Source organism: Rhizobium oryzihabitans (assembly GCF_010669145.1).
Classification (GTDB): domain Bacteria; phylum Pseudomonadota; class Alphaproteobacteria; order Rhizobiales; family Rhizobiaceae; genus Agrobacterium; species Agrobacterium oryzihabitans.
This window is the reverse complement of the sequence record NZ_CP048635.1, coordinates 679,877-699,345: the sequence shown is the minus strand read 5'-3', so window position 1 is coordinate 699,345 and position 19,469 is coordinate 679,877. Positions and strand designations below refer to the sequence as shown.

General features: G+C 60.2%; 22 protein-coding genes and 1 pseudogene. 12 read left to right on the top strand and 11 right to left on the bottom strand.

The window, feature by feature from the left end; genetic code table 11:
* Positions 1–80 precede the first annotated feature (80 nt).
* Entirely contained in the window at positions 81–362 is a 282-nt protein-coding gene (locus G3A56_RS19910) for a BolA family protein (protein WP_035222555.1), read from the bottom strand.
* 114 nt (positions 363–476) lie between these two features.
* On the opposite strand from G3A56_RS19910, the gene G3A56_RS19905 reads away from it, so the two are divergent.
* The 4 genes from G3A56_RS19905 (at position 477) to G3A56_RS19890 (ending at position 5,197) form a co-directional block, all read left to right on the top strand.
* A complete protein-coding gene (locus G3A56_RS19905; RefSeq protein WP_035222802.1) occupies positions 477–1,112 on the top strand; it encodes a J domain-containing protein in 636 nt (211 codons plus the stop codon).
* 68 nt (positions 1,113–1,180) lie between these two features.
* On the top strand, positions 1,181–2,170 hold the full coding sequence (cobS, locus tag G3A56_RS19900; protein WP_003509875.1) for a cobaltochelatase subunit CobS: 990 nt from the start codon (positions 1,181–1,183) through the stop codon (positions 2,168–2,170).
* 107 nt (positions 2,171–2,277) lie between these two features.
* Positions 2,278–4,182 carry a cobaltochelatase subunit CobT gene (cobT, locus tag G3A56_RS19895; protein ID WP_082185434.1) on the top strand — a complete coding sequence of 635 codons (1,905 nt, stop codon included), beginning with the start codon at positions 2,278–2,280 and terminating at the stop codon, positions 4,180–4,182.
* Entirely contained in the window at positions 4,172–5,197 is a 1,026-nt protein-coding gene (locus G3A56_RS19890; RefSeq protein WP_082186038.1) for an esterase-like activity of phytase family protein, read from the top strand. Before cobT ends, G3A56_RS19890 begins: the two co-directional genes overlap by 11 nt.
* A gap of 3 nt (positions 5,198–5,200) precedes the next feature.
* Here G3A56_RS19890 and G3A56_RS19885 read toward each other — a convergent pair whose 3' ends face one another.
* The 3 genes from G3A56_RS19885 to rpmB form a co-directional block, all read right to left on the bottom strand.
* On the bottom strand, positions 5,201–5,533 hold the full coding sequence (locus G3A56_RS19885) for a pentapeptide repeat-containing protein (RefSeq protein WP_082185437.1): 333 nt from the start codon (positions 5,531–5,533) through the stop codon (positions 5,201–5,203).
* Between the two features lie 113 nt (positions 5,534–5,646).
* Positions 5,647–6,285, bottom strand: a complete 639-nt coding sequence (locus G3A56_RS19880; protein WP_082185440.1) for a queuosine precursor transporter — start codon at positions 6,283–6,285, stop codon at positions 5,647–5,649.
* A 109-nt stretch (positions 6,286–6,394) separates the two neighbouring features.
* Positions 6,395–6,685, bottom strand: a complete 291-nt coding sequence (rpmB, locus tag G3A56_RS19875; RefSeq protein ID WP_003509888.1) for a 50S ribosomal protein L28 — start codon at positions 6,683–6,685, stop codon at positions 6,395–6,397.
* A gap of 252 nt (positions 6,686–6,937) precedes the next feature.
* On the opposite strand from rpmB, the gene G3A56_RS19870 reads away from it, so the two are divergent.
* Positions 6,938–7,711, top strand: a complete 774-nt coding sequence (locus tag G3A56_RS19870; protein ID WP_003497469.1) for a DUF3108 domain-containing protein — start codon at positions 6,938–6,940, stop codon at positions 7,709–7,711.
* 207 nt (positions 7,712–7,918) lie between these two features.
* On the opposite strand, the gene G3A56_RS19865 is transcribed toward G3A56_RS19870, so the two are convergent.
* Positions 7,919–8,359, bottom strand: a complete 441-nt coding sequence (locus G3A56_RS19865) for a cupin domain-containing protein (protein WP_164056792.1) — start codon at positions 8,357–8,359, stop codon at positions 7,919–7,921.
* Complete coding sequence (gloB, locus tag G3A56_RS19860; RefSeq protein ID WP_082185443.1) at positions 8,359–9,129, bottom strand: hydroxyacylglutathione hydrolase; 771 nt, start codon at positions 9,127–9,129, stop codon at positions 8,359–8,361. Before gloB ends, G3A56_RS19865 begins: the two co-directional genes overlap by 1 nt.
* Before the next feature lie 106 nt (positions 9,130–9,235).
* Between gloB and G3A56_RS19855 the strand changes: the two genes are divergently transcribed.
* The 3 genes and pseudogenes from G3A56_RS19855 to G3A56_RS19845 form a co-directional block, all read left to right on the top strand.
* Positions 9,236–9,997: a class I SAM-dependent methyltransferase gene (locus G3A56_RS19855; RefSeq protein ID WP_082185445.1), complete on the top strand. Its 762-nt coding sequence runs from the start codon at positions 9,236–9,238 to the stop codon at positions 9,995–9,997.
* 84 nt (positions 9,998–10,081) lie between these two features.
* The gene (gene hisC, locus G3A56_RS19850) at positions 10,082–11,188 is read left to right on the top strand and encodes a histidinol-phosphate transaminase (protein ID WP_080838062.1); all 1,107 of its coding nucleotides are present in this window, start codon (positions 10,082–10,084) and stop codon (positions 11,186–11,188) included.
* Positions 11,167–12,117: pseudogene (locus tag G3A56_RS19845) on the top strand (prephenate/arogenate dehydrogenase family protein); the annotation flags it as partial. The gene hisC and the pseudogene G3A56_RS19845, both read left to right, overlap by 22 nt.
* A gap of 170 nt (positions 12,118–12,287) precedes the next feature.
* Here the strand turns inward: G3A56_RS19845 and G3A56_RS19840 are convergent.
* Positions 12,288–13,289, bottom strand: a complete 1,002-nt coding sequence (locus G3A56_RS19840) for a DUF2125 domain-containing protein (RefSeq protein ID WP_082185451.1) — start codon at positions 13,287–13,289, stop codon at positions 12,288–12,290.
* A 49-nt stretch (positions 13,290–13,338) separates the two neighbouring features.
* Between G3A56_RS19840 and G3A56_RS19835 the strand changes: the two genes are divergently transcribed.
* Positions 13,339–13,890 carry a gamma-glutamylcyclotransferase gene (locus G3A56_RS19835; protein WP_082185453.1) on the top strand — a complete coding sequence of 184 codons (552 nt, stop codon included), beginning with the start codon at positions 13,339–13,341 and terminating at the stop codon, positions 13,888–13,890.
* On the opposite strand, the gene G3A56_RS19830 is transcribed toward G3A56_RS19835, so the two are convergent.
* From G3A56_RS19830 to ftsE, 4 genes are all read right to left on the bottom strand, one after another.
* A complete protein-coding gene (locus G3A56_RS19830) occupies positions 13,863–14,660 on the bottom strand; it encodes a lysophospholipid acyltransferase family protein (protein WP_003497453.1) in 798 nt (265 codons plus the stop codon). The two genes, G3A56_RS19835 and G3A56_RS19830, sit on opposite strands and share 28 nt — an antisense overlap.
* Before the next feature lie 114 nt (positions 14,661–14,774).
* Positions 14,775–15,512, bottom strand: a complete 738-nt coding sequence (locus tag G3A56_RS19825) for a YdcF family protein (RefSeq protein ID WP_035242872.1) — start codon at positions 15,510–15,512, stop codon at positions 14,775–14,777.
* A gap of 113 nt (positions 15,513–15,625) precedes the next feature.
* The gene (locus G3A56_RS19820) at positions 15,626–16,633 is read right to left on the bottom strand and encodes a cell division protein FtsX (RefSeq protein ID WP_082185456.1); all 1,008 of its coding nucleotides are present in this window, start codon (positions 16,631–16,633) and stop codon (positions 15,626–15,628) included.
* The gene (ftsE, locus tag G3A56_RS19815) at positions 16,626–17,285 is read right to left on the bottom strand and encodes a cell division ATP-binding protein FtsE (RefSeq protein ID WP_003497447.1); all 660 of its coding nucleotides are present in this window, start codon (positions 17,283–17,285) and stop codon (positions 16,626–16,628) included. The genes G3A56_RS19820 and ftsE overlap by 8 nt, the downstream gene beginning before the upstream one ends.
* 200 nt (positions 17,286–17,485) lie before the next feature.
* Between ftsE and G3A56_RS19810 the strand changes: the two genes are divergently transcribed.
* The 3 genes from G3A56_RS19810 (at position 17,486) to G3A56_RS19800 (ending at position 19,272) form a co-directional block, all read left to right on the top strand.
* Complete coding sequence (locus G3A56_RS19810; RefSeq protein ID WP_082185459.1) at positions 17,486–18,157, top strand: hypothetical protein; 672 nt, start codon at positions 17,486–17,488, stop codon at positions 18,155–18,157.
* A 70-nt stretch (positions 18,158–18,227) separates the two neighbouring features.
* On the top strand, positions 18,228–18,770 hold the full coding sequence (gene hpt / locus G3A56_RS19805) for a hypoxanthine phosphoribosyltransferase (RefSeq protein ID WP_003497442.1): 543 nt from the start codon (positions 18,228–18,230) through the stop codon (positions 18,768–18,770).
* A 142-nt stretch (positions 18,771–18,912) separates the two neighbouring features.
* Positions 18,913–19,272 (top strand): response regulator, encoded by a 360-nt coding sequence (locus G3A56_RS19800; protein ID WP_003497441.1) that lies wholly within the window; start codon positions 18,913–18,915, stop codon positions 19,270–19,272.
* Positions 19,273–19,469: the final 197 nt, after the last annotated feature.

Below are 19,469 nucleotides of genomic sequence, written 5' to 3'. Positions count from 1 at the left end.
CACGGCGCTGCCGCAGGTTTTCTTCTCCCCGCCGGGGAGAAGGTGGCCCGTAGGGCCGGATGAGGGGGCTTGCTCGAGGTTTAAAACCGCACCGCTTCCCCCGGCGCCGCCGCCTCTATCGCCAGCGCATGCAGGCCGGCATCGAGTTCCGGCTTCAAAAGCGCGTTGATCGCCCGGTGGCGCTCGACGCGAGACTTGCCGGAAAAGCTTTCCGACACTATCTGAACACGCATATGCGTCTCGCCTGTGCCGGTTATATCAGGCTGGTGGCCCGCATGCATCTGGCTTTCATCGACGACCCTCAGGCGCTCCGGTGAAAAGCTCTCCCGAAGCTTGGTTTCTATGCGTTCTCGCAGGGACATGCGACGGGCTCCATTCTCGTTGGCTGGTCTTGAAGGGGGCTACCTAAAAGCCTGTAACATTCCGTTTTGTCAATTCTTGTTGTGCGGCTTTTCGCACCCCATAATCAGGGCATCATGAAACTGGATTCGAAATATTTCGACCGCATCCGCACGCGCCGGAAAAGGGAGAGGGAACCTGAGGTTCAGGCCCCCACCTGCCAGTGGGACGGATGCGACAAGCCGGGCGTTCACCGCGCACCCGTCGGCCGCAATGCCGAGGGGCAATTCTTCCTGTTCTGTTTTGAGCATGTGAAGGAATACAACAAGGGCTATAATTATTTCTCGGGCCTGTCCGACGGCGAGATCGCCCGTTACCAGAAAGAGGCGATCACCGGCCATCGCCCCACCTGGACGGTGGGCGTCAACAAGACGGCGCGCGACAGCCCTTTGCACTCCACACTTCGATCCGGCACTGCGAGCGGCAATGCCCGCATTCGCGATCCCTTCGGCTTCGCCGGCGGCTTTGCGGGTGGCGCAAGGGCAGGCGGACAGCGCATGCAGCAGGACCGCAAATTGAAGACGCTGGAGGCGAAAGCCTTCGATACGCTCGGTCTTGCCGCCAGTGCGAAGCAGGAAGAGATAAAAAGGCGCTATAAGGAGCTTGTCAAAAAGCACCATCCTGATGCTAATGGTGGCGATCGTGGTTCGGAAGAACGTTTTCGGGCTGTTGTTCAAGCATATCAATTGTTAAAGCAGTCAGGTTTCTGCTAAGCCAACTTACGTGTTTACCGCCTGATTGATGATGTGGCCGGGTGGCTGCCGCCCGCCTTGGAGACGTGATGAGCAAAATCGACCTTGATATTTCCAACCTGCCCGACACGACGGTGTCTGTACGGGAGGTTTTCGGCATTGATACGGATCTGCGGGTTCCCGCCTATTCCCAGGGCGACGCCTATGTGCCTGACCTTGATCCCGACTATCTTTTCGATCGCGACACGACGCTTGCGATCCTTGCCGGTTTTGCTCACAACCGACGTGTCATGGTCTCCGGTTTCCACGGCACGGGTAAATCCACCCATATCGAGCAGGTGGCTGCCCGCCTGAACTGGCCTTGCGTGCGCGTCAACCTCGACAGCCATGTCAGCCGTATCGACCTCGTCGGCAAGGATGCCATCGTTCTGAAGGACGGCAAGCAGGTTACCGAATTCAAGGACGGCATTCTGCCCTGGGCCTACCAGCACAATGTCGCGCTCGTCTTCGATGAATATGATGCCGGCCGCCCGGACGTGATGTTCGTTATCCAGCGCGTGCTGGAATCCTCCGGCCGCCTGACGCTGCTCGACCAGAGCCGCGTCATCCGTCCTCACCCGGCCTTCCGCATTTTTGCGACCGCCAACACGGTCGGCCTCGGTGATACGACCGGCCTTTACCACGGCACGCAGCAGATCAACCAGGCGCAGATGGACCGCTGGTCTATCGTCACCACGCTGAACTACCTGCCGCATGAGCAGGAAGTGAACATCATTGCCGCCAAGGTGAAGAGCCTCGATAATCCGAAGGGCCGCGAAACCGTCTCCAAGATGGTGCGTGTTGCCGATCTGACCCGTTCTGCCTTCGTCAACGGCGACCTTTCCACGGTCATGAGCCCGCGTACCGTCATCACCTGGGCGGAAAATGCGGAAATCTTCGGCGATCTCGCCTTTGCCTTCCGCGTGACCTTCCTCAACAAGTGCGACGAACTGGAGCGCACGCTGGTGGCCGAGCAATATCAGCGGGCTTTCGGCGTCGAGCTGAAGGAAAGTGCTGCGAACATTGTTCTCAGCGCCTGATAGTCCCCGGCTTTTCCGGAGAAGATCACCGATGACTTGAAGATGCTGGCGGGCCGCGCATCCATTGATGAGCGGCTCCCACGCGTCGACAAATGACAGGAAAGACAATGGCAGCGCGCGGCGACAATTCCAGAGCAAAACCGGGTACGGCGGTCGATACGGAGCCGTTGCGTCAGGCGATTGCCGGATGCGTGCGATCCGTTGCCGGCGATGCCGAGGTCGAGGTCGTGTTCGCCAATGAGCGGCCCGGTCTTGCCGGCGAGCGCATGCGCCTGCCGGAAATATCCAAGAAACCCACCGCGCAGGAAATCGCCGTCACGCGCGGTCTGGGCGATTCCATGGCGCTGCGCCTTGCCTGCCATGACGCCGACACCCATGCGGTGATGTCGCCGCAAGGGGCAGAAGCGCGGCTGATTTTCGATGCGGTTGAGCAGGCGCGGGTGGAATCCATCGGCGCGCTGCGCATGCCGGGCATGGCTTCCAACATCCAGGCCATGAACACCGAAAAATACGCCAAGGCGAATTTTTCGGGCATCAACAACAAGGATGACGCACCGCTTGCCGAAGCCGTGGCCCTGCTGGTGCGCGAAAAACTGACAGGCGAAAAGCCACCGGCAAGCGCCGGTCAGGTTCTCGATCTGTGGCGCGACTTCATTGAAGACAAGGCCGCTGGCGATCTCAAGGATCTCTCCAGCGTCATCACCGATCAGAAGGCGTTTTCGCGGCTGGTGCGCAAGATGCTGACCTCCATGCAGATGGCGGAGGATTTCGGCGACGAGGATAACGAGCCTGACAGTCAGGAGGCGGAGTCCAACGAGGATCAGCCGCGTACCAACGAGACAGAGGAAGAGCAGGCCGAGGAAGAGGCCGGTTCCGATGCGACGCCGGCCGATGAAAACGAGGCCTCGCAGGAGGAAATGGAAGAAGGCGAGATGGACGGCGCCGAGATGTCGGACGAGGAGATGTCCGATGATCTCGACGAGGATTCCGAGACGCCCGGCGAGACCCGCCGTCCCAACAGCCCCTTCGACGATTTCAACGAAAAGGTCGATTACCGCATCTTCACCCAGGAATTCGACGAGGAGATCCACGCCGAGGAACTATGTGACGAAGCCGAGCTTGACCGCCTGCGCGCTTTTCTCGACAAGCAGCTCGCCCACCTTCAGGGCGCCGTCGGGCGTCTGGCGAACCGGCTGCAGCGTCGCCTGATGGCGCAGCAGAACCGTTCGTGGGATTTCGACCTTGAAGAGGGTTATCTCGATCCGGCCCGCCTCGTCAGGCTCATCATCGATCCCATGCAGCCGCTTTCCTTCAAGAAGGAGCGCGACACCCAGTTCCGCGATACCGTCGTTTCGCTCGTCATCGACAATTCCGGCTCGATGCGCGGCCGGCCCATCACTGTTGCGGCCACCTGCGCGGATATTCTGGCGCGCACGCTGGAGCGCTCGGGCGTGAAGGTGGAAATTCTGGGCTTCACCACCAAGGCTTGGAAGGGCGGGCAATCGCGTGAGCAATGGCTGGCCAGCGGCAAGCCGGCTTCGCCGGGCCGCCTCAATGATTTGCGCCACATCATCTACAAGTCGGCGGATGCCCCGTGGCGGCGTTCGCGGCGCAATCTCGGCCTGATGATGCGCGAAGGCCTGCTGAAGGAAAATATCGACGGCGAAGCGCTGATGTGGGCGCATAACCGCCTGATCGGCCGGCCCGAGCAGCGCAAGATCATGATGATGATTTCGGACGGTGCGCCCGTCGACGATTCGACGCTGTCGGTCAATCCGGGCAACTATCTAGAGCGGCATCTGCGCGCCGTGATCGAGCAGATCGAGACACGGTCGCCGGTGGAACTGCTGGCGATCGGTATCGGCCACGACGTGACGCGTTATTATCGCCGTGCCGTAACCATCGTGGATGCGGACGAGCTGGCCGGCGCGATGACCGAGCAGCTCGCGGCGCTCTTCGAGGACACGAGCAATGCTTCCGGTTCGTCCCGCAGGGTTCGCCGTGCGGGATAAGCGGAGCCGGGCTTCCCTCTCCCGCAAGTCTCTGGTCGTTGCCGCTACCCTGGCGGTCGGCTCGCTTGTTCCGGTTCCGATTGGTGCGTCCACCATCGACGTGCCGGTGAGCGTTCGCCAGCTGTCCGGCTTCGAGGTCGGCACCAGCGCAAAACGTTTCGGCAAGCTGGAATTTATCGGCGGCATGGTGATGAGCGCGCCGGAAAAACTGTTCGGAGCCATATCTTCCATCCGCTTCCGCCCCAATGGGGAGGACTTTGTAGCGGTGTTGGATACCGGCCACTGGCTGACGGGCAGAGTCATGCGCGATGCAGCCGGCGCGCTGTCCGGGCTTGCTGATGTTCGCATTACCCCCATGCTGGACATGGGCGGGCGCGAACCGCCGCGCAAGATGGAAATGGATGCGGAAGGTCTGGCACTGCGTGACGGCAAAGTTATCGTCAGCTACGAGCAGCGGCACAGGATCGATATCTATTCCGATCCGGGCTTCGAGACATCGAAACCGCTCGGTCGCCTGCCGCATCTCATCCCCAATAACGAGTTGCGCCATAATGGCGGCATGGAGGCCCTGGCAGTATCGCCGGCCGATTCGCCGCTAGCCGGCGCCCTGGTCGTGGTGGCTGAAAAAAGCATCGATGCCGACGGCAATCTTCTCGCCGCCATATTGGAAGGCCCGCTGAAGGGCACATTCGCCGTCACCCATCACCCCTCATTTGATGTGACGGATGGCGCTTTCTTGCCCAATGGCGATCTGCTGCTGCTGGAGCGCCGCTTCAACTTCGCGGAAGGTGTGGGCATGCGCATCCGCCGCATCCGTGGTGCCGATATCAGGCCGGGCGCGGTGGTGGATGGCGAAATCCTCATGGAAGCGGGCATGGCCTACCAGATCGACAATATGGAAGGCATGGATGTCGTGAAAGGGCCTGATGGTTCCACGCGCCTCATCATCGTTTCCGACGATAATCACTCGTTCCTCCAGCGCAACCTGATGCTGGAATTCAAGCTGGTGGAGTGAATTTCAGACCGTCTGCGCCGCCTTGTAGGCCGCCATCATATCCTCGACGGGAATGCCGTCGATCTTCATGCCGGTCATTCGGCACCCCGTTATCTGCACGCCGGACAGGTTTGTGTTGCTCAGCTTCAACCCGGTGAAATTGACGTCATAGATCGACCAGCCGGACATGTTGCTGTCCGTAAACGACGCACCGGAAAAGTTGATGTCGTTGAAGCGTGTGCCGGCCAGATTGACATTGTTGAAGACCGTTCCCGACAAATTGACGTCGTCGAAGCTGGAGCCCGAAAGCGTGGCGCTCGTCGCATCTATAATGTCGATGACGTCCTTGATCTGCATGCCGATTTGCCCCCTAGCTGTGCAACGGACGGCAGACTGCAACGCCACCAGCGGGTTTGCAAGCGTGATTTGATCCACGCCTGCCCGACCTCAAATTCAGCTGACAGAAAATGTCAGCCCTGCTTTGCGGCGCCTGGCATCGGCTTCAATGTGTTCATCAGCGCGCCGTAAGGCAGGAGCATGATGAGGCCGACGAGAACCTTCACCGAAAGATCACCCATCGCCCAGGAAATCCACCGAGGCGCTTCCACGGCGAAGACACCAAGGATGGGCGCGTTTTCGATGGCGAAGGCATCGTTGGGGCCAACGAAAGAGAAACTCGCTGCAAAGGCGATGGAGAAGAACAGCGCCGTATCCAGCACCGAACCCAGCATGGAGCCGGCAAGCGGCGCGTGCCACCAGCGCTGGCGGCGCAGGCGGTTGAAGACGGAAATATCGAGCAGCTGGCCGATCAGATAGGCGGTGCCCGATGCGACGGCGATGCGCGGAATGGAGGTCCAGAAGGACAGCGTGACACCGACGACGAAGCCGGCAAGCACGACGCGGCGCGCTATGGACGGGCCGAACTGGCGGTTGGTCAGGTCCGTGACGAGGAAGGCGACCGGATAGGTGAAGGCGCCCCAGGTCAGAAGATCGCCGAGATTGACACCGAACAGCGATCCGGAAAGCGGATACTGCACCAGAATATTGGAGGCGACGACCACCAGTGTCATCAAGAGAACGTAGATCAGCGTATAGCGCAGATAGGGCATTTTTTTATCCTGGGTGATGCCACCAGTTAGAGCCAACTAAAACAAACAAAAGGCTTGAGCGGCAAAAGCCATTCAAGCCCTCTGAATATCGATGATGTCGAAACCGCTATTAAGCAGCTTCAGCCGTCTTCTTGGCGATCTGGCGGCGCAGGAGACGAGCGCGCATGCTCAGTTCGTTTTCGCCGGACTTCAGAAGGAAGGCATCGAGGCCGCCACGGTGTTCAACGGAGCGCAGAGCTGCTGCGGAAACACGCAGGCGGAAGCGCTGGCCGAGAGCATCGGAGATCAACGTGACCTGGCAGAGGTTCGGAAGGAACCGGCGCTTGGTCTTGTTGTTGGCGTGGCTGACGTTGTTGCCCGTCTGGACGCCCTTGCCGGTCAATTCGCATACACGGGACATGGGTACACCTATTTCGTTTCGTCTGTTTCACCACTGGCTCGCCACCGGCAAAACCGGGGTGGCAATCCAACTGGCCATGATTGGAAAGTTGCGGTTCTATAGTCAGACGAGACTTAACAGTCAAGCCGCTCGCGAGCAAATGAAAGGAAATTCCGGCGTTTTCAACCGGCATCCGCTTTTTTATTGCCACAAGTCGGCGTATATCATCGCCAGATAAGGCCGCTTCCGCGCCTCTTTTAAGGTGATATCAGAATGATTGCCAGAGGAAAAAGCATTTTCGTGGCCGCGACAATGGCGTTAACGGGCGTTTCCCCCTCGCTCGCCGCCGAAGCGCGCCACACAAGCGAATACAGCATCAATCTCGGTATTTTGCCGATTGCCCGGGCAAGTTTTTCGACTCGCATGGATGGACCGAACTATTCGATCTCCGGTTCCTTCAGTGCCGCCGGCCTTGCCAGCATTTTAAAGGACATTTCCGGCAAGACGACGGTTTCCGGCGCCAAGCGCGGCCATCGGCTGCAGGCCAACGAATATTCGCTGGTCTACAAGGACGGCAAGCGGGTGCGGACCTATGACGTGGTCTATCGCAACGGCAACGTCACGTCGACAACGGTGAAACCCGAGCCGAAGGCCCGGCCGGATAATTGGGTGGATGTGAAGGACCGCGACCTGCGCTCGGTTCTCGATCCGATCTCCGGTTTGATCATTCCCTCCGGCGGCCGTATCTGCCCGACCCGCCTGCCGATCTATGACGGCGAATCGCGGCTGGATCTGGTTTTGAGTTCCAGCGGCACCAAGCCCTTCAAGACCAACGGTTTTAGTGGTGATGCCATCGTCTGCAAGGCGCGTTACGTGCCAAAGTCGGGCTACCGGCAGGGGCGCAAGGATATCGAATATCTGAAATCCATCTCAATGGAGATCTGGTTCGCCAAGTCGAACAATATGGATGTTTATGCGCCGGTCTACGCCATCATTCCGACGCGGGTGGGGCAGGTCTACATCACGGCGACGAAATACGGCGGCTGACCAAAGCTGACGGTGGCATAAGAAAAGCAGACGTTGCGGCGTATTTCTTCTCCCCGCCGGGGAGAAGGTGGCCCGAAGGGTCGGATGAGGGGGCGACGTTGCCGGATATCTCTACCCTTGCCCCCTCATCCCGCTGCCGCGGACTTCTCCCCCTCGGGGAGAAGAAACAAGGGGCACTCACTCACTCCGCAGGCGACTGCTCTAGGTTCAGGGCGCATCCCCCGGCGACCAGCCGGGTTCGGCCATGACGAAGCTCGAAAAGGCAAATCCCGGCGAGACGGTGCAGCCGACGAGGGTGAAATCGCCGAGGCTTTCCGCCGATTGCCAGCAATTGGCCGGCACGATCACCTGCGGGCGCTCGCCGTCGAGAATGGCGGGACCGAGCGTGAAGGTCTGCACCTCCCGGCCGTCGTCCGAAAGATGCAGCGCGATGGGTGCGCCGGCATAATAATGCCAGACCTCAACGGCATCGGTGACCCGATGCCAGTGCGAGCGAACGCCCTTTTCGAGAAGATAATAGATCGCCGTCGAATGGCCGCGTTCGCCGCCCGCCTTGTCGCGAAAAGTCTGGTGATAAAAACCGCCCTCGGGATGCGGCTCGAGACCCAGTTCGCGAATGATCGCTTCCGCAGACAGAACGGCGCCCATCAGAAATTGTCCTTGCGCGTGCGGATTTCCGCAAAAACGTCCGCGTCAGCGGCGGTCTCCAGGCCAAGATGCCGGCGGATACCGGCATCGGCGACCCGCATATAGGGATTGGTCTGCTTTTCGAGCCCGATGGTGGTGGGAATGGTGAATTCATTCGCCTGCCGCGCCTTTTCAACACGTGCCGCACGCTCGCTCAGAACCGCATTGTCGGGATCGACGGTGACCGCAAAGCGGGCATTCGCGAGTGTATATTCGTGGCCAAAATAGACTTTTGTGTCATCGGGCAGCGCCATCAATTTCTGGAAGGAATGCCACATATCCGCCGCCGGGCGTTCGAACAGCCGGCCGCAGCCCATGGCAAACAGCGTATCGGCGGCAAACAGTAACCCGTCATCGGGAAGATAATAACAGATGTGTCCGGCTGTGTGGCCGGGCGTGGAAATGATCTGGACGCGGCGGCCGGCGAATTCGAATTCGTCACCATCGGCCTGCGAGCGGTCGAGACCGGGGATCGCGATAGCCTCGTCGTAAGGCCCGTGCACTTCGCAGCCGAACTTGTCCTTCAGCGCCAGATTGGCTTCTACGTGGTCCTGATGATGGTGGGTGGTAAAGATATGAGTGAGTTTCCAGCCATGACCATCGAGAGCCTGCAGGATTGGGGCTTCCTCGGGTGCGTCGATGGCGGCGGTCGCCCCGCTTTCGGGATCGTGCAGCAGAACCCCGAAATTGTCGCTGCGGCAAAGAAAGACGTCTATTTCCAAAGGTTTCATCTCATCCTCTCCATTTGCCGGCCGGAGCCGACGCATTTATCCGCCTGGGTTTCAATGTAGGGGCAGACGCCTTGAAGTCCAACCGCCTGATGCTACATTCTCGCCCATGAACACTGATATCGTCGATCTGCGCGAATTCTATCATTCCCCGCTTGGCCGCTCGGCCGAGCAGGCGATCACCATGGCGCTTTCGACGCTCTGGCCGCCTTTGCCGGAAGAGCGACTGGTCGGCCTCGGTTATGCGGTGCCGTTTCTGGACCGGTTCCGCCACGACACCGAACGCACCTTCGCCTTCATGCCGGCGGGGCAGGGGGCGGTGAACTGGCCGGCTGGCGAGCTGTCTTCCACGGCGCTGGTGTTTGACGAGGAACTGCCGTTGCCCGATTCGTCCATAGACCGGGTGCTGATGGTGCATGCGCTCGAATTTGCCGAAAATCCGCGCGAAACTCTGAAAGAATTGTGGCGGGTACTGGCGCCCGGCGGCCGTCTGGTGATCGTGGTGCCGAACCGGCGCGGCGTCTGGGCGCGCATGGAACATACGCCCTTCGGCTCGGGGCGGCCCTATTCGCGCGGCCAGCTGACGGCGCTGCTGCGTGAAACCAACTTCACGCCGGGGGCTTCCGCCGAGGCGCTGTTCTTTCCGCCGACCACCAGCCGCCCGGTATTGAAATTCCGCCGTTACCTCGAACTCACCGGCCGCAGGCTGTGGCCCCTGTTCTCGGGCGTCATCGTGGTGGAGGCGCAGAAACGTCTCTATCAGGGATTGCCCGTCACCCAGCGCGCCTCGCGCCGGGTTTTTGTACCCGTGCTCGCGCCGCAGGGTGTTCCCACCACCCGCACCGCCGCAAAGCACGGAAACCCGCGCTGACCCTCGACAAAACGCCCATTCCGGTCTAATGCCTCCGGCATTGCTGTTGCCGGGTTCTCCGGCGTTTTTCCAAAGGTCGATCAAATGAGTGCAGAGCTTAGCCAACCTGTTCCGCGTCCGGGTATTCTGGATATCGCCGCTTATGTTCCCGGCAAGGAACATGTGGACGGCGTTGCGAAGGTCTATAAGCTCTCCTCCAATGAAACGCCGCTCGGGCCAAGCCCGAAGGCGATTGAAGCCTTCGGCACGGCTGCCAGCCATCTGGAAATCTATCCGGACGGTCAGGCCATCGCGCTGCGTCAGGCTATTGCCGATGTGCATGGTCTCAACATCGCAAACATCATGTGCGGCAACGGTTCGGATGAGCTTCTGGGCCTGCTTTGCCATGTCTATCTCGGTGCAGGCGATGAGGCGATCATCACCGAACACGGATTCCTCGTCTACAAGATCCAGATCATGGGCGCAGGCGCAACCCCGGTGACGGTGAAGGAAAAGGACTGCGCGGTCGATGTGGATGCGATCCTCGCCGCCGTCACGCCGAAGACGAAGATGGTTTTTGTTGCCAATCCCGGCAACCCCACCGGCACCTACGTTCCTGTCGCGGAAATCCGTCGCCTTCAGGCCGGTCTGCCGAAACATGTCGTGCTGGTGCTGGATGCGGCCTATGCCGAATATGTGCGCAAGAACGATTACGAGGCTGGTCTCGAACTGGTTTCCGGTAACCGCAACGTGGTGATGACCCGCACCTTCTCGAAGGTCTATGGTCTTGCGGCACTGCGCGTCGGCTGGATGTATGCTCCAGCCGCCATCATCGATGCGCTGAACCGTGTTCGCGGACCGTTCAACATGAGTGCGCCGGCAATAGCGGCGGGCACCGCTGCCATTCGTGATCAGGCATTCGTGGAAAAGGCCGTGGCACATAATGCCCTGTGGATGGAAAAGCTGGTGACCGCCTTCACCGGTCTCGGCCTTAGCGTCACACCCTCTGTCACCAATTTCATCCTCATCCATTTTCCGGATCAGGACGGCAGGCGCGCGGCTGATGCGGATGAGTTCCTGAGCCGTCGCGGTTACATTCTGCGCGCGGTACGCGGTTACGGGTTCCCCAATGCCTTGCGTATGACCGTCGGTTCGGAAGAAGCCAATCTCGGCGTCATCGCGGCGCTTGGCGAGTTCATGGGGCAGGCGTGATGGGTGAAATCATGTTCGACCGCATCGCGCTGATCGGCATCGGCCTGATTGGCTCGTCGATTGCCCGCGATGTCAGGGAATTGGGACTTGCCCGGCATGTCACGATTTCCACCCGCAGCGAAGACACGCTGAAACGGGCGGAGGAGCTGGCGCTCGGCACGGATTACACGGTCTCGGCGGCGGAGGCGGTGAAGGATGCCGATCTCGTCATCGTCTCGGTGCCGGTCGGGGCTTCGGAAAGCGTCGCGCAGCAGATCGCGCCGCACCTGAAGCCCGGCGCCATCGTTACCGATGTCGGCTCCACCAAGGCGTCCGTCATCGCGCAGATGGCGCCGCATATGCCTGACAATGTGCATTTCATTCCCGGGCACCCGCTGGCGGGTACGGAAAAATCCGGCCCGGATGCCGGTTTTGCCGGCCTCTTCCGCGAGCGCTGGTGCATCTTCACGCCGCTGCCTGGCACGGACGCCGAGGCGCTGGAGAAGCTGAAGGATTTCTGGCGGGCGCTCGGTTCGCGCGTGGACGAAATGGATGCCGAACATCACGACAAGGTTCTGGCGATCGTCTCGCATCTGCCGCATATCATCGCCTACAACATCGTCGGCACGGCGGATGATCTGGAGACGGTGACCGAATCGGAAGTCATCAAATATTCGGCCTCCGGTTTTCGCGATTTCACCCGTCTGGCGGCCTCCGATCCGACTATGTGGCGCGATGTCTGCCTGCATAACAAGGACGCCATCCTGGAAATGCTGGCGCGCTTTTCCGAGGACCTCGCCTCCCTGCAAAGGGCGATCCGCTGGGGCGAGGGTGACAAGCTGTTCGAGCTGTTTTCCCGCACCCGCGCCATCCGCCGCTCCATCGTGCAGGCCGGTCAGGACGTCGACGCGCCGGACTTTGGACGGCACGCTCTGGATCAGAAGAAGTAGGGCGTATCCAGCTTATTGTCGTTTTGAGATTTGATCCGGCCCATCACGCCCGCCGGCAAAGTGCAAAGCCTCCTCGGCGTCATCCTCGGGCTTGACCCGAGGATCCACGATCCGACGCGCATGGATCCTCGGGTCAAGCCCGAGGATGACGTTGAGTATAAAGCAATCCCTCAGATCGGCGGAATCTTGCCAAGCGGAATGAAGCCGCTGACGGTGGCGCGACCGCGATCGACCACGAGATCGACGGACGCCCTGTCGCCGCCGCCGGCAAGCGCGCCGAGCAGCTTGCGGGCTGTGTCGATGGTGGATTGCAGCTGTGGGAACGCCTGCTTGGCATTGTCCGACCAGGCGCCGAGTTTTTCAATCTCCAGCTTGAACTGACCGGAGAGATAACCCTCATTGTCGAAGGAGAAGGGGCCGCTGATGCGCATGGTGCGGCCCTCGCCGATATCGGCCACCAGCCGGCGAAGCTCGCCGCTTGCGCCGTACAGGCCGGAACTGTCGCTGCCGTCGACCATGCCCGCCTTGCCCGCGAGTGTGACATCAACGATGGCGTCGAGGCGGGGAAGAACCTGCGGCCAGTCCTTGATGACGGTCGCCGAGTCGGTAAGCGTGATTGCACCGTCGAGATCGGCGCCGTTTTGGCGCAGGTGCATTTCCGTCTTTACGGCATCGAAGTCGATGGTCTGGCCGGTGACGGAAGAAATGGCCTGCGCCTTCAGTCCGTCGATGACGAGCGATGTGCGGTCGATGCCCTTCAGCTTGGTGACAATGCTCGATTGCATGTTCTGCCAGGCGGCAGAAACCGTCAGGCCATGGGCGGTGCGGATTTCCGCGGGCGAATCCAGTTCCCAGACGATGTGGCCGGGATTGTAGACCTGCGCTGCCGAGCGCAATTCGCCAAAGGAAGCGGAAACGCCGTTCTGCTTGTCGTCCACCATCACCTTGGAGCAGAAGAGGCCGATGCGGAAGGGATAACCCTTGAAGGCGATATCGCCGCATTCACCGCTGACATTTCTGGCCTGAGAGGGAGATATCACGTTCAGGACCGTCTGCTTCAGCCTGTCGGCGGCATAAAACCACCCGGCCGTGTAAAATCCGATGACCAGCACAATGGCGATACCAAGCCAGAGGAATTTTTTGGCCGTGCCGGATTGGCTTGACGCTGCCATATTGATCTCCGATGAACAGACTTCAGATAATTTTGATTTGGCTTGCGATATGGACGATTTTTGGGTCTTTGGCTACGGTTCGTTGATGTGGAACCCCGGCTTCGCCTTTGAGGAGAGGCAACAGGCGCGGCTGCATGGCTATCGTCGCTCGCTCTGCATCAGTTCCAGCGTCTATCGCGGTACGGAGGAAAAGCCGGGCCTCGTGCTGGGGCTGGAGCGCGGCGGTTCCTGCCTTGGCGTTGCCTTTCGGGTGCGGGGAAGAGACCACGATCCCGTCATGGCCTATCTGCGTGAACGTGAACTGATAACGAATGTCTACAAGGAACGTGTTGTTGCAATTGCCTTTGCCGATGGCCGGCGCGGTAGCGCGGTGACCTATGTGGCCGATCCCGCGCATGAGCAATATATTGGCGGCCTGGGTGTGGCAGAGGCGGCGGTCATCGTCGCGACTGCCTCGGGCCGGTCCGGGCCCAACACGGATTACGTCTTCAATACCGTGCAGCATCTGCAGGATATGGGCATTCGCGACTCGCTGCTGGAAAGCATCGCCGCCAATGTCGGCACGCTCGCGGCTCAGCCGGCGGCTGTGTCCTTGCCCTGAAGTTCGGCGATACGCTTGATGGCGGTCGGCGGCAGCGGCAGGTGCGGGTTGTTGCGCGCGGTTTCCAGCAGCAGCTCGTCGCTCGCCTTCTCCGTCACATCGATCAATCGCTTGAAAAACACGTCGGGGTCTAGCCCCGGCTCGATGGCCGGCAATATCCGCACCTTGAAATGGCCGGGATAACGCATGGTCGAACGGCGTGGCCAGAAGAGGCCGGGGTGCATAGCGACTGGAATGACCGGAACCTGCAGGTCGCGATAAAGCCTTGCAATGCCGTAACGATATTCAGGCTCGGCACCCGGCGGGCGACGCGTGCCTTCGGGATAGATGATGAGCTCGCGGCCGGCGGCCATTTCCTCTTTCGCCCGCTCCATCACCTTCAGCATGACCTTGCCGCGCGCGGCGCGGTTGACGGGGATCATGCGCTGCTTCATCGCATACCAGCCAAATAGCGGGATCCACAAAAGTTCGCGCTTCAGAATATAGACCGGGTCGGGAAGGTTGGGCAAAAGCGCATAGGTATCCCAGAAGGACTGGTGCTTGGGCGCGAAGATGCAGCCGGTCTCCGGAATGTTTTCCAGGCCCTCAATCTCGAAGGTCGTTCCAACGATGGTTTTCATCAGCCAATGGTTGGAGCGCGCCCAGTTCTTGGGGATTTCGTAGGCGATCTTGCGCGGCAGGATGAAATAGATCGGCGTCAGCACGATCATGCGGACAATCAGGTTGAGATAAAACAGCGTATTGAAAAGAAAAGAGCGCAGCTTGAGCATCAACAGCCTTCCCGGGATGCAGCCGTTCCGAAACTTTGAGCGCCTCGATGCCGGATGCCGATGCCAGACGCCTACACGAAAACAAGGGGCGGCAGCAAGCGTGTTTCTGGCAGCTTACGAGGAAGCCGCCGTTACTTTCGGTGGAGCGTGATCGGCGGCGGCCTTGCGCAGGCCGTCACCCTTGCCAAAGCCGGTCAGATCACGTCCGGCCGCCGCAACGAACTTCAGATATTCGTAGAGCATTGTTCTCACCACATCCGGCTCCGCGAACCAGTTGGTGCGGGCGAGGTCCGCGCTGATGACGGGGTAGGCGATGAATTCGGTCTGCGGGCTGGCGTTGCGCAATTCATGCAGGCTGCGATGCATATGGTAATTGTTGGTGACAACGACGATGGCCGAATAACCGTGATCGCGTATCCAGCTTGCCGCCTCATTGGCGTTGCCGATCGTATCAATGGCCTTGTAACCCATGTCCACGCAGCAGGAAAACATGTCCGAAGAGCCCTGCGTCATCTTGCGGATCTGCGAACGGGTGGTGGCGGGGTTGACGCCGGAAATCAGCAGACGTTTGCCCACACCGTCACGCAGCAGGCCGACCGCCTGTTCAATGCGCTGGTAGCCGCCGGTCAGAACGATGATCGCATCGCCCTTCGCGCCCTCCGGCGGGCGCATGGAGGCGACGGAATCGGCAAACCACAGGAAGCCGCCCGAAAAAGCACCGAGAGTGATGACGCAAAGCAGGATGAGACCGCGAATAAAACGGCGCAGGCGGCCACGCCGCGACCAGAGGCTCTTTTTTGCCGGTCGCGTGGTCGTCTGATCCTGATCCTGGTCCGTCCGACTCACAAACATTCCTCCTGAATACTCGCCGATTAAGGCAAGGAACAGGCATTTTTGTCCACCGTCCGCAGGTTACATCCGGCTCGTGAAGGTTTCAGTTTTCCGGCAAAATTTCAAAGCCGGGGTCACGATGCAAGGCCGTCACTTTTCGACGGATCGGAGCGCACGCGATCGATATCGTCGATCGTGCGGATGACGGTTACGCGCGCCGTGATGGTGGTGAGAAGCGCGATGATGATCATCGTTGTGGCGATGCCGATGTAACCGCCGAGACCGACCGAAAAGGAGCCGAAAAGCGCACTTGCCTGATCGCTCTGCGGTGTGGCGACCGTGCTCGATTGCCAGAAGCCGGCGGCAAGAAAAACCGTCGCTGCAAGGGCGCTGCCGGCCGCTGCCCCCTTGAGGCTGATTTTCAGGAAGTGCTTCTGGAATTCCCGCGCCACGAAGCTGCTTTCCGCACCGACAAAATGCAGGACCTCAACGATGTGACGATTGCCGGAAAGCGCGCCGCGCGTGGCGAACACCACCGTCAGCACCATGGCGGTGAAGACGAGGATCAAAACCCCCACACCGATCATGACAGTGGTTCTCGCCATCGAGACCAGCCTGTCCACCCATGTGCGGTGGTCATCCAGAAAGGCCTGCGGAAGTTCAGCCTTCAGCATATCCCGCATCGCCTGAAAATCCGGCGGGTTGTTTTCGTCGATGGTGATGACGACGAGGCGCGGGATCGGCAGTTCGGAAAGGTCGAGACCGCTGCCGAGCCATGGTTCCAGAAGGCGCGAGGTGGCGGCATCGTCAAGGATGGTTCCGTCGCGCGTGCCGACGAAAGTCAGCGCCAGATTGCGCGCCTTGGAGAGCGCCGCATTCATGTCCAGCCCGTCTTCGGGCTTGATCTGGATGGTGATCTCGCGGGAAATCTGGCTCTGCCATGTGGCGGCGGTGGCGCGCACCATGGAGACGGCGCCGAGCGTCAGGCAGGCGAGAAAGGCCATGATGGCGATGACCACCATCAGTGCGTTGCCCTGAATGTTGGATGGCGGCAGAATGGGCGCCATCGGGCGGATGCGCATCGGCGGGCGCTTCGGCGTCGTTGCCTCGGGTCTCAACTGTTTGCGGTTAATCTCATTCATAGATGTCGAGCCGCCCTTCGGTCAGGATCATCCGGCGCGCATCGATCTGGTCCATCAGGCCAAAATCATGGGTGGCGATGACGACGGCCGTGCCCAGCCGGTTGAGTTCCAGAAAGAGGTTGAGAAGGCGCTTGGCCATCGGCGGGTCGACATTGCCGGTCGGCTCGTCGGCCAGCAATATTTCCGGCTGGTCCATCAGCGCGCGGGCAATGGCGGCGCGCTGCTTTTCCCCGCCCGAAAGGATGGCCGGCAGCACATTGATGCGCTCGCCAAGGCCCACCCATTTCAGAAGCTCGATCACGTCGTTGCGATAGGCGCTTTCTTCCTTGCCGCGCACGCGCAGTGGCAGGGCCACATTCTCATAGGTCGTCAGATGATCCAGCAGCCGGAAATCCTGAAAGACGATACCGACGCGGCGGCGCAGCATCGGCAGCTCGCTTCGCGGAATGCGCGACACATCGCGGTTGAACATGCGGATATTGCCGCGTGTCGGCTGCAGCGACATCAAGAGCAGACGCAGAAGCGTCGTCTTTCCGGCGCCCGAAGGCCCGGTCAGAAACTGGAACGAACCCTTGGGAATATCGAAGGTCATGTCCCTCAGGATCTCGGGTCCCATGCCGTAACGCAACCCGACATTTTCGAAATGGATCAACGGACTTCCAGTCTCTTCGTTTCGTGGTGGTTCGCAAGCCGCTGGCGCGTGAGGCCCGGATGCCGCCGTTTAACCCGGTTCCGGTGGCCTGCGCGAGGCGTTTTTGCGAAGCATTAACCAATTAAATTTAAAACTTGGCAGGATTCGTTGCAATGCCCAGTTTTGCGGGCCGGAAAACCTGACCGGGGAATTCTATGGCTATGTTCCGTTCATCTCGCCGGCAAGCGGCATTCGATTTCGACCTCCTGATGCCGGAAGCGCCGGTGCGCCGGGCGGCGCGGGCCGCGGGTCCAGGCCCCGACGTGGTAGACGCGGAATTTGTCACCATCAAGGAAAACCGTGCGCGTCAGCCCGGAAACGACAACCGTGGTGCGGTGCGCCGGCGGAAGGAAAAACCACCCGTCACCGCCGGCGTGCTCGGTTTGGCGTTCGTCGGCTGGGTGGATCGGAAATTGTCGCGCCTGTCAGCGGATGCCTATTCCGCGCTGGTCGCGGGGCTGGCCATTTTCGTTTTCGTCTGCTCCGGGGGCCTGTCGGTCGTCGTGCCGGAAAAATCGGCTGTTGCCGCGCCGGTGAATCCGCTTGCCATTTCCCATGTCACCATCACGCCGCAGGAGGCGGGTGGCATGGATGTCCTTCTCATCAACGGCATCGTGGAAAACAACGGCACCGCGCTTGAAGACGTGCCGGCACTTCGCGCCGATCTCTTCGTCGCCAAGGGGCAGCTGGTGGCCAGCATGGTCATCGAGCCGCCGGTCAAGCAGATGCAGCCCGGTTTCAGCCACGGATTTTCGGCAAAGTTGCGCCATCCCGGTGGAAAAACACCGGAGATCAAGCTTTCCTTCGTCGAGGCGGGTGCGTCTGAACGCTGATTGTGCTAACGCGTGATCCTCGTATTTTTACTGAAAGGTAAAATCGGCAAGGCGCAGCACAGGAGAAAGAATGCCCGTCGTCCGTGGAAAAAACATCGAGCCGCTGTACACGGCCGAGCAGATCGCCGAGCGCAATCGCGATATGGCCAAGCATATAGCCGGCGGCCCGACCAAGGATTTGCTGGTCATCGCCGTGCTCAAGGGATCGTTCATTTTCGCGGCCGATCTTATCCGCGCGCTGCATGACAGCGGCCTTGCTCCCGAAGTCGAATTCATCACGCTGTCGAGCTACGGTGCCGGCACGGTTTCGCAAGGGGTGCGGATCGTCAAGGATATTGACAGCGACGTGAAGGACCGCGATGTCCTCTTGATCGACGATATTCTCGAATCCGGGCGCACGCTGCGTTTTGCCAAGGAACTGCTTTACGAGCGCGGCGCCCGTAACGTCACCATCGCCGTGCTGCTCGACAAGAAGGTCAAGCGCAAGGAAGATCTGGAGGCCGATTATGTCGGCTTTGAATGTCCGGATTATTTCGTTGTCGGTTATGGCATGGATGTCGCCTACGCCTTCCGTGAACTGCCTTTCGTCGGCGTCGTGACCGGCGACGCCTGACCCATTCTGCCGTGCCGGTTTGATACATGCCGGAGACGCCTCATTAACCATTCACCCAGCGAAACCCTGGGTGTTTACCTCTTGAAAAGAGGAGCCTGCGATGTTGCTCACGGCTGGAAATGATGCCCAGGAGCAATGATTGATGGCGAAGATTTTGATTACCGAAGATGAGGATGCATTGCGGGCTTTCGTCGCCCGCGCGCTGCGTCTCGACGGTCATGAGACCCATGAGGCGGCAGACGGCGAGCAGGGGCTGGAAAAGCTCCAGGAGACCAGTTTCGATCTTCTTCTTTCGGATATCCGCATGCCGGTCATGGATGGCATCGAGCTGGCGCACCGCGCCGCCGAACGCTTCCCGGCCATGCGCATCCTGCTGATGACCGGTTATGCCGAGCAGCGCGAACGGGCGGACGATCTGGCTGAAAAGATTGTTGACGTCGTCTCGAAGCCCTTTGCGCTTCCGGATATCCGCAAGGCTGTGGCGCGCGCGCTTGCGGCTTGAACGGCGAGACTAAGGAGATTTGAAGGGCGGCCTTCGTGCCGCCTTTTTTGTTGGCCGGACATCACCGCAGTCGTTGTTGCGCTATACCCACCCTCCGTCATTCCGGCCTTGAGCCGGAATCTAGCCAGCCCAAGTCCTTGGGCTGAAAGAACTCTTTCCGCCGCGCAGACGCGCGTCAACTGGATGCCGGATCAAGT